The sequence below is a fragment of the Mediterraneibacter glycyrrhizinilyticus genome (assembly GCF_015560805.1).
In the GTDB taxonomy this organism is placed as follows: domain Bacteria; phylum Bacillota; class Clostridia; order Lachnospirales; family Lachnospiraceae; genus Schaedlerella; species Schaedlerella glycyrrhizinilytica_A.
On the sequence record NZ_JADMSO010000008.1, the window covers coordinates 1 to 14113 of the forward strand.

The 14113-nt window shown below is 42.3% G+C and carries 13 protein-coding genes and 1 pseudogene; 13 read left to right on the forward strand and 1 reads right to left on the reverse strand.

Annotation, left to right across the window (positions count from 1 at the left end):
- Positions 1 to 171 precede the first annotated feature (171 nt).
- The 6 genes and pseudogenes from I2H87_RS09175 to I2H87_RS09200 form a co-directional block, all read left to right on the forward strand.
- Positions 172 to 1414 (forward strand): annotated as a pseudogene (locus I2H87_RS09175) (carbohydrate ABC transporter substrate-binding protein); the annotation flags it as partial.
- A gap of 105 nt (positions 1415 to 1519) precedes the next feature.
- On the forward strand, positions 1520 to 2419 hold the full coding sequence (locus I2H87_RS09180) for a carbohydrate ABC transporter permease (protein WP_117549455.1): 900 nt from the start codon (positions 1520 to 1522) through the stop codon (positions 2417 to 2419).
- A 13-nt stretch (positions 2420 to 2432) separates the two neighbouring features.
- The gene (locus I2H87_RS09185) at positions 2433 to 3326 is read left to right on the forward strand and encodes a carbohydrate ABC transporter permease (protein ID WP_195609792.1); all 894 of its coding nucleotides are present in this window, start codon (positions 2433 to 2435) and stop codon (positions 3324 to 3326) included.
- A 12-nt stretch (positions 3327 to 3338) separates the two neighbouring features.
- Positions 3339 to 3518 (forward strand): DUF6903 family protein, encoded by a 180-nt coding sequence (locus I2H87_RS09190; protein ID WP_009266042.1) that lies wholly within the window; start codon positions 3339 to 3341, stop codon positions 3516 to 3518.
- Positions 3519 to 3523: 5 nt separating this feature from the next.
- Positions 3524 to 5218, forward strand: coding sequence for a glycosyl hydrolase family 95 catalytic domain-containing protein (locus I2H87_RS09195; RefSeq protein ID WP_195609793.1), 1695 nt, complete (start codon positions 3524 to 3526; stop codon positions 5216 to 5218).
- Positions 5219 to 5287: 69 nt separating this feature from the next.
- The gene (locus I2H87_RS09200; RefSeq protein WP_195609794.1) at positions 5288 to 5794 is read left to right on the forward strand and encodes a hypothetical protein; all 507 of its coding nucleotides are present in this window, start codon (positions 5288 to 5290) and stop codon (positions 5792 to 5794) included.
- 174 nt (positions 5795 to 5968) lie between these two features.
- Here the strand turns inward: I2H87_RS09200 and pckA are convergent, their stop codons facing one another.
- Positions 5969 to 7573: a phosphoenolpyruvate carboxykinase (ATP) gene (gene pckA / locus I2H87_RS09205; RefSeq protein ID WP_009266046.1), complete on the reverse strand. Its 1605-nt coding sequence runs from the start codon at positions 7571 to 7573 to the stop codon at positions 5969 to 5971.
- Positions 7574 to 7917: 344 nt separating this feature from the next.
- Here pckA and I2H87_RS09210 point away from each other — a divergent pair, with 344 nt between their 5' ends.
- The 7 genes from I2H87_RS09210 to I2H87_RS09240 all read left to right on the forward strand — a co-directional run bounded on the left by I2H87_RS09210 (position 7918) and on the right by I2H87_RS09240 (position 14077).
- On the forward strand, positions 7918 to 8373 hold the full coding sequence (locus tag I2H87_RS09210) for a DUF6669 family protein (protein ID WP_195609795.1): 456 nt from the start codon (positions 7918 to 7920) through the stop codon (positions 8371 to 8373).
- Positions 8370 to 9386 (forward strand): CehA/McbA family metallohydrolase, encoded by a 1017-nt coding sequence (locus I2H87_RS09215; RefSeq protein ID WP_195609796.1) that lies wholly within the window; start codon positions 8370 to 8372, stop codon positions 9384 to 9386. The genes I2H87_RS09210 and I2H87_RS09215 overlap by 4 nt, the downstream gene beginning before the upstream one ends.
- Positions 9383 to 10204 (forward strand): ABC transporter permease, encoded by an 822-nt coding sequence (locus I2H87_RS09220; protein ID WP_009266050.1) that lies wholly within the window; start codon positions 9383 to 9385, stop codon positions 10202 to 10204. The genes I2H87_RS09215 and I2H87_RS09220 overlap by 4 nt, the downstream gene beginning before the upstream one ends.
- 8 nt (positions 10205 to 10212) lie before the next feature.
- On the forward strand, positions 10213 to 11178 hold the full coding sequence (locus tag I2H87_RS09225; RefSeq protein ID WP_009266051.1) for an ABC transporter ATP-binding protein: 966 nt from the start codon (positions 10213 to 10215) through the stop codon (positions 11176 to 11178).
- A gap of 51 nt (positions 11179 to 11229) precedes the next feature.
- Entirely contained in the window at positions 11230 to 12426 is a 1197-nt protein-coding gene (locus I2H87_RS09230) for an extracellular solute-binding protein (protein ID WP_195609797.1), read from the forward strand.
- A 64-nt stretch (positions 12427 to 12490) separates the two neighbouring features.
- The gene (locus I2H87_RS09235) at positions 12491 to 13339 is read left to right on the forward strand and encodes an ABC transporter permease (RefSeq protein ID WP_117549463.1); all 849 of its coding nucleotides are present in this window, start codon (positions 12491 to 12493) and stop codon (positions 13337 to 13339) included.
- Between the two features lie 42 nt (positions 13340 to 13381).
- Complete coding sequence (locus tag I2H87_RS09240; RefSeq protein WP_242849607.1) at positions 13382 to 14077, forward strand: tyrosine-protein phosphatase; 696 nt, start codon at positions 13382 to 13384, stop codon at positions 14075 to 14077.
- Positions 14078 to 14113 lie beyond the last annotated feature (36 nt).

Genomic DNA, 14113 nt, shown 5'->3' on the forward strand with positions numbered 1-14113 from the left:
TTTAAGAAGTACCGCTTTATAGCGGACCAGTAACAATGCTTGCGATACCCGCCCTTTTGGGCGAGCATGTAACCGGCCCTTATTAGGGCCAATTCAAACCACCACTTGAAGTGGTGGTAATGACTGTGATATACCAATAAGGGCGGAAAAATCCGTTTTTCAAAAGGAGGAAAAGGCGAAGACGGAAAGACTTTAAAAGTTGCAGCAGTTGAAACCGCTTACGGAAAAGCTATGTGGGAAAAAGTCTGCGATGCATTTGAAGCAGCAAACGAAGGCGTGACCGTAGAACTGACGATTGACAAGAATCTGGAAGATGTGATCGATCCGGCGATGAAAGCCGGCGACTATCCGGATGTGATCATGCGTGCAGTCGGAGCAGAATCCGGTATGACAGAGACTTTTATCCGGGATAACAACCTGACAGAACTGACAGACGTTCTGGATATGACAGTACCGGGTGAAGAGGTAACCGTAGGCGAGAAGATTCTTCCGGGATTTACAGAGAATACGATCGTGAATCCATACGGAGACGGAAAGACATATCTGATGCCGATGTTCTACGGACCATGCGGATTATTCTACAACGCAGGGCTTTTTGAAGAAAAAGGCTGGGAAGTTCCGGAGACATGGGATGAGATGTGGGAACTTGGAGACAAAGCGCAGGCAGAGGGCATCGCGCTCTTCACATATCCGACAACCGGATATTTTGATGCATTCTTCTATGCACTGCTTCACGAAGCAATGGGAGAAGAGAACTTCACAAAGGCTCTGAAGTATGAAGAAGGAATCTGGGATACACCGGAAGCACAGCAGGTATTTGATATCATTGCAAAACTGGCTTCTTATACAGAGAAGACAACTCCTGCAAATGCAAACGACAATGATTTCCAGAAAAATCAGCAGATGATCCTGGACAACAAAGCACTCTTTATGCCGAACGGAAACTGGGTGATCGGTGAGATGGCAGAGGCTCCTCGTGCAGAGGGATTTGAGTGGGGATTCACAGCACTTCCGGCACTTGAAGAGGGCGGAGAGAGCATCTTATTCGTTCTTTGAGCAGGTATGGATGCCGAAAGAAGCGAAGAATCAGGATCTTGGAAAACAGTTTATCGCATATCTGTACTCCGACGAAGCAGCTGAGATCTTCGCAACAGAGGGCGGAGCGGTACAGCCGATCGCAGGAATGACAGATAAGCTGTCAGGAGATGCCGTAACATATTATGGTATTTACGACACAGGAGCAGTTGCAGTTCTTGACGCATTCTCAACAACAGATCCGGTTGAAGGTCTGACGACCAGAGGTGCATTCTTTGATCCTGTAAACTCTCTTGTATCCGGAGATAAGACAGAAGATCAGTGGATCGCGGAGTTTAAGGAAGCAAGCGATGCATTCCGCGGAGCTTTAAAAGAATAAGCAAGATAACAAACTGTCTGTGAATTGTCAGATAGTAGAAACAGCCGGCGTTCGTTTCTCTATGCGCCGGCTGTTCGACTGTTCTGAAAGGATGGAGATGACCGAATGAGAAAAAAGAAAGGTAGAGGGAGATTTATATTCTTTTGTCTGGCTCCCGCCGTGTTTTTATTTGCAATTTTTATGATTTATCCTACTATCGGCGTATTCCGTATGTCCATGTACAAATGGGGCGGATACACATCAGAAAAGACTTTTGTAGGATTGGATAATTTTAAGACGTTGTTCCAGAGCGACAAGTTTTATCAGGCGTTCCAGAATACCGTGCTTCTGATCATCGTTGTGACGATCTGTACGTTTGCATTTTCGCTGATCTTCGCCGCAATCCTGACGAGAGAGAAGATCAAAGGACAGAACTTTTTCCGGATCATTTTCTATATCCCGAATATTTTGTCCATTGTAGTTATCAGTGCGATCTTTTCTGCAATTTACGATACGAATCAGGGGCTTTTGAATTCCTTTTTGAATCTGTTCCGTGGAGCGGACGGAGCCGAGAATCCGATTCTCTGGCTGGGAAGTCAGAAGATCGTTATTTACAGTATTGTGATCGCTATGATCTGGCAGGCAATCGGTTACTATATGGTAATGTATATGGCAAGTATGGCAAATGTACCGGAAAGTCTTTACGAGTCTGCAAGTCTGGAGGGAGCCGGAAAGATCAAACAGTTCTTCTCGATCACACTTCCGCTGATCTGGACAAATATCCGGACAACACTTACATTTTTCATTATCAGTACCATTAACATGAGTTTCCTCTTTGTAAAAGCGATGACAAACGGAGGACCGGACGGAGCGTCAAACGTATTCTTAAGTTATATGTATCAGGAAGCATATACCAATTCTTCCTACGGCTATGGTATGGCGATCGGATCTGTCGTATTTATCTTCTCGTTTGCTCTGGCGGGCATCCTGAATGTTGTTACAAAGCGTGAAGAGATTGAATTCTAAAGGAGGGAGAACAATGAGAAAAAAGAATAAAGGAGCGATCCGGGAAACGTCCGGACTTGCGAAAGTTCTTATTTACATTCCGCTGATTCTCCTGTCTATCTTGATCATAGTGCCGGTGTTCTGGGTGTTTATGGCGTCGATCAAGGAGAATTCGGAATTTTACCGCAATCCGTGGGCGCTTCCGGAGGGATTTTATTTCCAGAACTTTATCGATGCGTGGGAAAGTGCGAATATGGGCTCTTATATGCTCAATTCTGTATTTGTGACGGTGGTTGCGATTTTCCTGCTTGTGATCATTGCGCTTCCGGCATCATATGTACTGGCAAGATTCAAGTTTAAATCCAGCAAATTCTGGAATGTTTTATTTATGGCGGGACTGTTTATCAATGTAAACTATATTGTCGTACCGATCTTTTTGATGCTCAATGATGGAGATAAATGGATTTACAAGACATTCGGGACTACCTTTTTTATGAACAACTTGTTTGTGCTGGCGCTTGTCTATGCGGCGACGGCGCTTCCGTTTACGATTTATCTGTTGTCCGGATATTTTAAGACGTTGGCGAGAGATTATGAGGAAGCGGCATATGTGGATGGCGCCGGATATTTCCGGACAATGGTCCAGATCATCATCTCGATAGCAAAGCCAAGTATCGTGACAGTGATCTTGTTCAATTTCCTGGCATTCTGGAATGAGTACATCATTTCCATGACGTTGTTGACGAAGCCGGAACTGAAGACGCTTCCGGTCGGACTTATGAATCTGATGGCGGCACAGAGATCGGCGGTGCAGTATGGAAAAATGTATGCAGGTCTTGTAATCGTCATGCTTCCTACATTGATCCTTTATATGTGCGTACAGAAGAAGCTGACACAGGGAATGACAGTCGGAGGACTGAAAGGCTAAGGAGGAGATACTATGAGCGAGAATGGAAAAAAACTGTTGCTGGGTATTTTGATCGCTGTCGTATTCGTTGTATGTATTGCCTTGGTGATCGTAGGTCAGAGAAAAATAGGACCATCGGGGCTTTTGATGATGCTTGTCGGACTGGCGGGATTGTTGGTACTTTTGTGGCTTTACAACAGACAGTATGAGTAGGGATTATGAAATATCGGTTAAAATTTGAGAAGAGTATTACAAGGTGGGATGAGGCAATCCCACTTGGAAACGGCAGGATTGGTTCGTTGGTATGGGGCGGACCGTCTGCCTTGCGGTTTAGTCTGGATCGGACAGATATATGGGACAGATCGACGCCGATGTATACGGAGCGGGAAGATTTTACATATGCAAATCTGGTAAAATTGGCAAAAGACGGGAAAACAGGAGAAATCCGGGAATTTTTTGATGCGCCATATCAATGTCCGACTCCGACGAAGCTGCCGTCCGGGAAATTAATTTTTTGTTTTTCGGATGGAGATCATGTGTGTTCGGAATTGGATTTAGAGACTGCCGAAGCGAAATTTGCGATCGTATCGGAAAAGGGAACAAGTATAGCAGAAGCTGCCATTGTGGAAAGCTTCTGCCATGCAGTTACGAAGACCGGTATGATCCGGGTTTCTGCTTCGGCAGATTCATTTCGGGTAAAACTGGAACATCCGGATTTTGGAAGACCGGAGAAGGAAGAAGAACAGGTCTATGATCCGATGCATCGGGAAATCTCGCAAGGCTCTCTGAAAAAGCTTCATTATCCGGAAGCTGAGAGCGGAATGCGTACTGTCAGTGAAATGACAGAAAATGGCAGCCTTAGGAAGTTTCAGTTTTTCTGGTTTACGCAGAAAGTCGACGCGGCGTTTTCGTATGGAATTGTCGTAGGGAAGACGGAAGATCGGGAGAGCACGGAGGTTTTTTATCGGATCGTGACAAGTGAGGACGGCGATGACTGGCTGCAGGATGCGATAGACGCCTTACGGTCAGAGCTGGGTGACGGATATGAGAAGTGCCGGATTGCGCATCGGGCGTGGTGGACTGCATATTGGAAGAAAAGCCGGATACGGGTTCCCGATCCGATGTTTGAGAAACAATGGTATCTGACGAACTATCTGTTTGCATCCTGTTCCAGAAAAGGGGAATATCCGATGCCGCTTCAAGGCGTATGGACTGCGGATGACGGAAAGCTCCCGCCATGGAAAGGGGATTATCATAATGATCTGAATACCCAGCTGAGTTATACGCATTTTTATAAGGCAAATCATTTGGAAGAAGGAGAGAGCTTTCTTGATTTTTTGTGGGCTCAAAAAGACGCGGCGAAACAATTTGCCGAAAAATTCTATCAGACAAAAGGGATCTGTCTTCCGGGCGTGATGACGATCGATGGAAAACCGTTGGGAGGATGGCCGATGTATTCGTTGTCACCGACCCACCAGATCTGGCTGTGCCAGTCATTCGATCTATATTATCGATATACCGGCGATCGCACATTTTTGAGAGAACGGGCATGGATTTATTTTCAGGAAACAGAACAGTGTATCCGAGGACTTTTACAAAAGAATGAAGTCGGGGACTATGTACTTCCGGTGTCCAGTTCTCCGGAAATCCATGATGATGAAGCCGAAGCCTGGCTGACTCCGAACAGTCATTATGATCTGGCGCTTTTGCGTTATCTGTACCAGACATTGATCCGATTTGCCGGAGAACTGGGAGAGTGTCCGAAAAAAGAGTGGGAAGAGATTCTTTCTCATCTTTCTGAGTTTTCTGTGAATGAAAGAGGCGTATTGATGCTTTCGCCGGATGAGAGTCTGGAGGAATCGCATCGGCATTTGTCCAACGCTCTGGCAATCTGTCCGCTGCATTTGTACTAATATGAGCAAGAGGATGACCGAAAGATCATTGATGCGGTGGTCGAGGATTATGAGAGGCTCGGGAGCGGCATGTGGGTTGGATTTTCATTTGTGTGGATGGCGCATTTGTATGCAGTGCAGGGAAACGGAGAGGGGGCATATGAACAGCTACGGATCTTTTGGGAGAGTTTTTGTTCGCCAAATGGATTTCATTTGAACGGGGATTATAAACGGCGGGGGTATACGACATTTCATTATCGTCCATTTACATTGGAAGCAAATATGTATGCGGCAGACGGGCTTCAGGAAATGCTTTTGCAGACGCGGAAAGGGCGGATCGACCTGTTTCCGGCAGTTCCGGAAAGCTGGAAAGAGAAAGAAGAGGAGACAGCTTTTGAACACTTCCGCGGAGAGGGCGGAATTTTGGTTTCTGCGAGAATGAAAGGTGGAAAAGATTGTCAGGCACGGCTGGAAGCAGAGCAGGAGCAGGAAGTTTCTCTTTGGTTTAACGGAAAAGAACGGAAACTATTTTTGAAAGCCGGAGAGATAAGAATAGTTGACTTTGTTGCGGATGATCTATCAGCGGAGAATCAATAAAACAGGCTGGATCACCGGAAGTGCCAAAAGGCATATTCTGGGATTGTAAGCAGTCGCCAAGGTCTCGGGCAAACCCGGACTTTGGCTCGTCGCCTATACAAAAAAAGACGGGCACACGAGCGTGTGACCGTCTTTTTTAATTTCATTGTATCAATCTTTGAAAAGATATAGATCTTACAGCTGCGGACCAGCCGGTACAAGAGCTTTACCAGCTTCATTTCCTTCGTATTTAGCGAAGTTCTTAATGAATCTTCCAGCCAGATCTTTTGCTTTTTCATCCCACTGTGCAGCGTCTGCATAAGTATCGCGAGGATCCAGGATTGCAGGATCTACACCCGGAAGTTCTGTCGGAACTTCAAAGTTGAAGTATGGAATCTTTTTAGTCGGAGCGTTCTGGATGTCTCCGTTCAGGATCGCATCGATGATACCGCGGGTATCTTTGATGGAGATACGTTTTCCTGTTCCGTTCCATCCTGTATTTACAAGGTAAGCTTTTGCTCCGTTTGCTTCCATTCTCTTAACGAGCTCTTCCGCATATTTTGTCGGGTGCAGTTCAAGGAATGCCTGTCCGAAGCAAGCTGAGAATGTCGGAGTAGGCTCTGTGATTCCACGTTCTGTACCAGCAAGTTTTGCTGTAAATCCGGACAGGAAGTAGTACTCTGTCTGTTCCGGTGTCAGAACAGATACCGGAGGAAGTACTCCGAATGCATCTGCAGACAGGAAGATTACGTTTTTAGCAGCCGGTGCAGCGGATACCGGACGAACAATCTTTTCGATGTGATCGATCGGGTAAGATACACGAGTATTCTCTGTTACGCTCTTGTCGTCGAAGTCGATCTTTCCGTTTTCATCCAGTGTTACGTTCTCAAGAAGAGCATTTCTCTTGATCGCATTGTAAATGTCCGGCTCAGAGTCTTTGTCAAGGTTGATAACTTTTGCATAGCATCCGCCCTCGAAGTTGAAGATACCGTTGTCATCCCAACCATGCTCATCATCACCGATCAGAAGACGTTTCGGGTCTGTGGACAGAGTTGTTTTACCTGTTCCGGAAAGTCCGAAGAAGATTGCTGTGTTTTCACCGTTCAAATCTGTGTTAGCGGAGCAGTGCATAGAAGCGATTCCTTTTAATGGAAGGAAGTAGTTCATCATAGAGAACATACCTTTTTTCATTTCTCCGCCGTACCATGTATTCAGGATAACCTGCTCACGTGTTGTGATGTTGAACATAGCGGCTGTTTCAGAGTTCAGTCCTAACTCTTTGTAGTTTTCAACTTTTGCTTTGGAAGCGTTGTAAACTACGAAATCCGGTTCGAAGTTTTCCAGCTCTTCAGCAGTAGGCTGAATGAACATGTTTTTAACAAAGTGTGCCTGCCAAGCAACTTCTACGATGAAACGGATTGCCATACGTGTGTCAGCATTTGCTCCACAGAATGCATCAACTACAAAAAGTCTTTTGTTGGAAAGTTCTTTTAAAGCAAGTGCTTTACAAGTATCCCAAGCTTCCTGTGATGCAGGATGGTTGTCGTTCTTGTACTCGTCAGAAGTCCACCATACAGTGTCTTTAGAATTCTCGTCCATTACGATGAATTTATCTTTCGGGGAACGTCCTGTGTAGATACCTGTCATAACATTGACAGCGCCAAGTTCACTTTCCTGACCTTTTTCGAAACCTTCAAGTTCCGGTTTTGTCTCTTCCTCGAATAATGTCTCATAAGAAGGATTGTACACAATTTCGGTAGTTCCGGTGATACCATACTTGCTCAAATCGATTTCTGCCATCTTACATTAACCTCTTTTCTTAAATTGTATTTTCTTATGGAAATGTATCTATCATAAGCTGAATATCCAGTCTTAAAAATACCTTTCCACAGAGTCGAAAAAACTTCGACTTCCATTATCATATTATACATATAAAAGCAACAAAATCAATAAAAAAACTTCAAAATATTTAATTTGTGAAAAAAATCACGGATGGAAATAAAAATGCGTTGTAATCGAATGCACTTAAAGAAAAATTAACTTTTGAAGAAAATGATTAACAGGAGTTTAACGGAGTCTTGGTGAAAAGTTAAAAAATTATTTTTATACTGGCGCTTGTGATTTTCGAAGAAAGGAAGGAACAGATGAAGGAATATCAAGTATCAGGCGAACTGATGAAAGGGTTTATCGGAAATATTGCTTATGAAGTCGTATTACCGGTTGATATGGATCAAATTACAGTAGAAGTCTCTTTTGAAAAAAGAATAATGGAAAAGATTACGCAAGAAGATCGTGAAGCCTGTATCAAAGCGTACCGAGAAAATGTAGGCACGAATCCGGAAGAAAACGAAATTATAAGAATGATCAACGGAGAAAAAACAGAGATCAATGTGTCTGTATTCCATAATGAGGCGTATTTAGGATGTGCACATCGAGATGAAATGACAAAAAAGATCGTTATTTCTCCGGAAAAAGCTTCGGAAGGGTTTCGTACATGGAAATTCCACGGCGGAGTTTTGAAGGTTGTATTGCATGTATATCAGGTATTGAATCAGAATACTCCCTATCAGGTTGTGATCAAAAGAGAGGAAAAATTATGAGGTATCAAAGAGTAGAATTACATAATCATTCCACGGAATCGGATGGAGAAATGACGGCGGCAGAACTGATGAGATGGGCAGAAAAAGAAGCCTATGGTGTTGTTGCGCTGACGGATCATAATACTTGTTCGGGACATGAAAAGGCAGAAAAAACAATACAAGAGGAACAATTACATATTCAGTTGTTAAAAGGAATCGAAGTAACAACATTTTACGGACATATTTTGGCATTGGGTATTGAACATATGATTGATTTTACCAATTTAGACCCGAGAGCACCTGAAAAATTCTTAGGAAAATTGAGAGCAGCCGGCGCAGGTGCGATCGGATTAGCCCATCCGTTTTGTATAGGAAGACCTGTTACAGCCGGTTGTCGGATGGATCTGGAAATCCATGATTGGGATCAAATTGATTATATAGAAGTTTTTAATACGAGCGGTGGAACCGAAGCGATGGCCGGACATATTATGGGAAACAGACAGGCTTTAGAATTTTGGGAAGAAAAAGTATTAGCGGGGTATCATTTGGCAGCAGTCAGTGGAAAGGATATTCATCAAAAACCGAAAAAACTTCCGGTTATGATTACCTATGCATTGCTTGAAGACAGCGGAGAAGGACAGAACGAAGGAGTGGAAAAAGCTGTTTTGGGAGCGGTGATGAGACAAAAAACAATTGTCACGAAGGGACCTTTGTTACATGCCTGGGCAGAAAAAGAAGATTTATGGATCGAGGTGGATCATTCTTCAGAATATGAAAACTGGAATTTAAAATGGGCAGCGTGTCATCCGGTGTTACGAATCCGCGGGAAACAGATAGAGAAAGAACTTCCGTTACGTTTTACAAAGAGTACAGAGAAAATCAAAATAGCAGGTGTTTTGAAGGAAGAACAAGAAGCGGATTCACAGAGGGAGCATACAGTTGTTTTACGGATGTATGAGGAAAACTGTCAATATGAAAATCTTTTGGCAGCCGGAATTTCGGTCAGATGGAAATCAGGAGGAAACGAGGAATGAAACGTTTGTATTATGGATTGGGAAAAAGAAAATTTGCCGAATGGATTCTTTTGGCTGTATTCGTTCTCTTTTTTTATGGTCCGCTGTTTAATATGTTGACATTGTCATTTGCAGGGAAATATGAGTATCCTGACGTAATCCCTCAAACGTATGGATTAAAGTGGTGGGATTATATTTTATCAAAAGGTCAGATGTTAGAGTCTATTACGACGTCCTTACTTTTGGCGGTTGTAGTCACGGTAATCTCGTTGCTGATCTGCCTTCCGGCGGCATATGCGATTGCAAGGTATCAGTTTAAAGGAAGAAGTTTTGTGAGGCTGAGTTTTCTTTTGACAAATGCATTTCCTAAAATGGGGATTTATACAGCGATGGCAGTAATATTTTATAAATTAAATCTCATAGGAACGTTTACAGGAGTTGTGCTCGTACATGTTGTAAATACGATGATGTTTATGGTGTGGATTCCAAGTGGTGCATTTCGAACAGTACATATTCAGCAGGAAGAGAGCGCGCGAGATGCGGGAGCATCTGCACTTCAGGTGTTTTTCAAGATCACAATGCCAATGGCATGGCCGGGAATTGTTGTTGCATCCTTGTATACATTTCTTGGATCAATGGAAGAAGCACAAGGTTCACTTTTGATCGGGCTGCCGAATATACATACGATGCCGAGTGAATTATACGGAATCATTATGTCGTTCCCGGATACGGCAGGAGCAGTCTTCGCAGTGATTTTGTTGATTCCGTCTGTTCTATTATTGATCGTGTTCCGCAAATACTTGAGCGCGGAAGCCTTGTCAAGTGGATTTAAAATGTGAGGTATGTCATGAGTGAAAAATTAATCATTGAAAATTTAACAAAAAAGTTTGGTAAAAATGAAGGGGTTGAAAATATCAATCTCAGTGTAAAAGAACACGAATTATTGACTCTTTTAGGACCATCAGGTTGTGGAAAGACAACCATTTTACGAGCGATCGGCGGATTTAACCAGATAGATTCAGGAAGGATCTTACTGGACGGAAAAGAGATCCAAAATCTTCAGCCGGAAAAAAGACCGACAGGTATGGTGTTTCAAAGTTATAATCTCTGGCCACATATGACCGTTTATGAAAATATGGCATTTGGAATGCAGATCAGAAAATGTCCGAAAGAGCAGATCAAAAAAGAAATCAAAAAAATGCTGGAATTAGTCCGAATGGATGGATCAGAGAAAAAGTATCCAAGTCAGCTTTCCGGCGGACAGCAGCAGAGAATTGCAATCGCAAGAGCGTTAGTGTTAAAACCGTCTTTATTGCTTTTGGACGAACCATTTTCTGCATTGGATGCAAAAATACGCGGACAAATGCGTGAGGAGTTAAAAAGGATACAAAGAGAAGCCGGATTGACCGTTATATTTGTTACACACGATCAGGAAGAAGCAATGGCTATTTCAGACCGAATCGCAGTTATGCGGCGGGGATATATGGAACAGGTAGGAAAGCCGGAGGAAATTTATGATCATCCGAAGACAAGATTTGTAGCAGAATTTATCGGGGAGATGAATTTTATTGAAGAGAATGGAAGTTCATTTGCAGTGCGTCCGGAAGATGTGACGCTTCAGCATGATCAAAATGGAAAGTATGAAATCTTTCAGATGATGTCACTTGGACATTATACACAGGCAATCGTTAAAAAGTCTGAAAAGGAAATGTTGAAAGTATTTCTGGAAAAAGATCAGGCGAAAGGCTTTGAGACCGGAAACCGCGTAAACTGTATCTTTGACAGACAACAGGAGTTTGCGGCAAGGGCATAAAGCATAGATAAAGAAAGTAATTAATGAATGGAAATGAAAAGGAGAACAACTATGAAAAAAAACATTTGGATGAAAAGAGGGAAAAGAGCATTTGCAGCAGCAATGGGAATGACTATGATCTGTACAATGGTTGGATGTGGAAGCAGCAAAACAACAACAGAAGAAGAGGTGCCAACCGTTACAATCTGGTCAAGCGGAGGACAAGAAGTGCGAGAAGCATTGCAGGCAATCGCCGATGCTTATAATTCAAACGAAGAATATAATAAAATAGCAAAAGTTGAAGTACAGTTTGTTGTATCGGGAACAAGTGAACAAAGTTTGCCGGATCGTCTTTCCGCTGCATATAAAGCAGGCGAAAAAGATACGGATTTCGATCTGATCGCGATCGATGACAGTGCGATCGCAAATATCGAAGCGCAGACAAGTGAAGATTTCTTTGAAGAAATTGATTTATCTAAAATTCCAAATTATGAGAATTTGATCTTTAAGGATAATATTGTAGGAGATAACTTTGTTCCATACAGAGGAACATCAGTTTATTTGGCATATAACTCAGAAACAGTAGAGAACCCGCCGAAAACCGCAGAGGAGTTATATCAGTGGATCGAGGAACATCCGGGACGTTTTACATACAATGATCCAAGTACGGGAAATTCAGGCTTTTCGTTTGTTGCAAATACGATTTATAATCAGCTTCCGGAAGAAGCGGCAACCTCTTCCGATGAAAAGTGGAAGACAGAGCATACCGAAGAATGGGACAATGCTTTTACCTTGTTGGAAGAACTTCATCCGTATCTCTATCAAACAGCAGGTAAAGTACAATATCCGATGAAAAATGCCGGATCATTGGAATTGCTGGCTAACAAAGAAGTAGATATGACACCGGCATTTGTAAATATGGTGTTGAGCCAGAAAGCAATGGGAACACTTCCGGAAGAGATCAAATTGACACAATTAGAAGAGCCTTTCTTAGGTGGTCTTGCAGGATTTATGATCCCGTCTATTGGAAAAGATAAAGAAGCAGCACTTTCTGTAATTGATTTTTATTTGAGTTATGAAGCACAGGCGATTGATTGGAACACAATGTTTGCATCCCCGGTTGTTGATTCTTCAAAATTAGAAGGACTGGAACATGAAGACTGGCTGGAAGAGACAAATATGGATTCTTTGAGATATTTTTCCATTGGTTTGCTTCAAAAAGATATTGCTGCAAGATGGACAGAGGAAATCGGAAGTCTTGCACAGTAGAGGAAATAGTATATGATTCTCCTTGCAAAAAGCAGGAGGATCATATATTGGAAATGAGGATGGTATGAAACAAAAAAGGCAAAAAACATGGACGCCATATGCGATGGTGCTTCCGGCATTCGCAGTTATGATGTTAGTCGTAGTGCTTCCGATCATCAATACGATCTTGCAGTCATTTAAAACTGCAGACGGTACATTTACAATGGCAAATTATCAATACTTTTTCACAAGTAAAGAAGCTTTTCAGAGTTTGATCTTTACGGCGATCGAAGCATTTAGCACGATGATTTTAGCGATTATCTTCAGTTTCTTGCTGGCATTGTATTTGCGTTTTTCTAAAAGTAAGATCAGCAAATTGATCGGAAGACTTTACTTACTTCCCAGATTTATTCCGGGAATTGTAGCGGTATACGCTGTTATGAATATCATAAAGGATTCTGGCTTTATCAATCGTTTTTTACAATTATTTGGTATCGTATACAAGCCGGGACTTTTATATGATATAAAAGGAATTATTTTGTGCAATCTTTGGTTTAATATCCCCTTTTCCGCTATGCTGCTCTCCGCAGCATTATCGGCAGTCGCAGATTCCTATGTGGAAAGCGCAAGAGATGCGGGATGTTCTTATTGGAAGATTTTTCAGAAAATCATATGGCCGCTTGTGTATAAAGATGTGATCGTAGCAGCCACATTTATATTAATGGGACAGATCGGAGCGTTTACGATCCCTTATCTTACTGGTCCGAATAATCCGAAAATGTTGGGAATCTTATTGTATCAACAAGTGAATACATATCTTGACTATCAAAAAGCTGCCGCACTTTCTGTTCTGATGTTTTTATTATGTTTGGGCGGAGCAGTTGTCTATATTAAAAGTAATATGAAAGAAGAAGTATGGGAGAAAGGCAGGTAGATACAGGAAATGAAAAAATGGAGTGTGAATCTTCCGGTTCCGATGGATGGGACTTGTAATTTTAGAGATTTGGGCGGTTATCCGGCAAATGGGGGAACGATAAAAAAAGGATGTTTTTATAGATCAGATGCATTACATCGATTATCAGAGGATGATCTGTCTTGGATGGAAGAAAAGAAGATCACATATGTTTTAGATCTTAGAAGCAGAAGTGAAGTAGAACAAGCGCCGGACAGGATCAGAGAAAACTTTACATATTATTCAATTCCGATGTCGGATCGGATGAATGATTCTCAAGAAGCGCTTTCGATACCGGAAAGACTATCCGATCTTTACATTACGATTTTAAATACACATCAAGAAGAAATTAAAGAAGTGATGGAACGGATTGCAGAAAGAAATGGAGAACCGGTTGTTTTTCATTGCGCAGTAGGAAAAGACCGTACAGGTGTCATTGCAATGTTATTGCTTCGTCTGGCAGGTGTTTCGGAAGAAGTGGTTGCAGCAGATTATAGTGTAAGTGCTGAAAATATGAAAAGTATATTTGAAGAACAGAGAAAAATTTTTAAACAACGCGGAATAGAAATTTCTGACGTGTTATTATCTTCCCCTAAAGAAGAAATGGAAATTACATTGGATTATTTGGATTCTACATGGGGAAATGCAGAAACGTATTTGAAAGAATGCGGAGTGAATGCAGAAGATTTAGAGAAGTTGAAAAAAATTTTGGTGGAGTAAAGAAAAAAGCATCGGGATATGATGATATTTTGAATC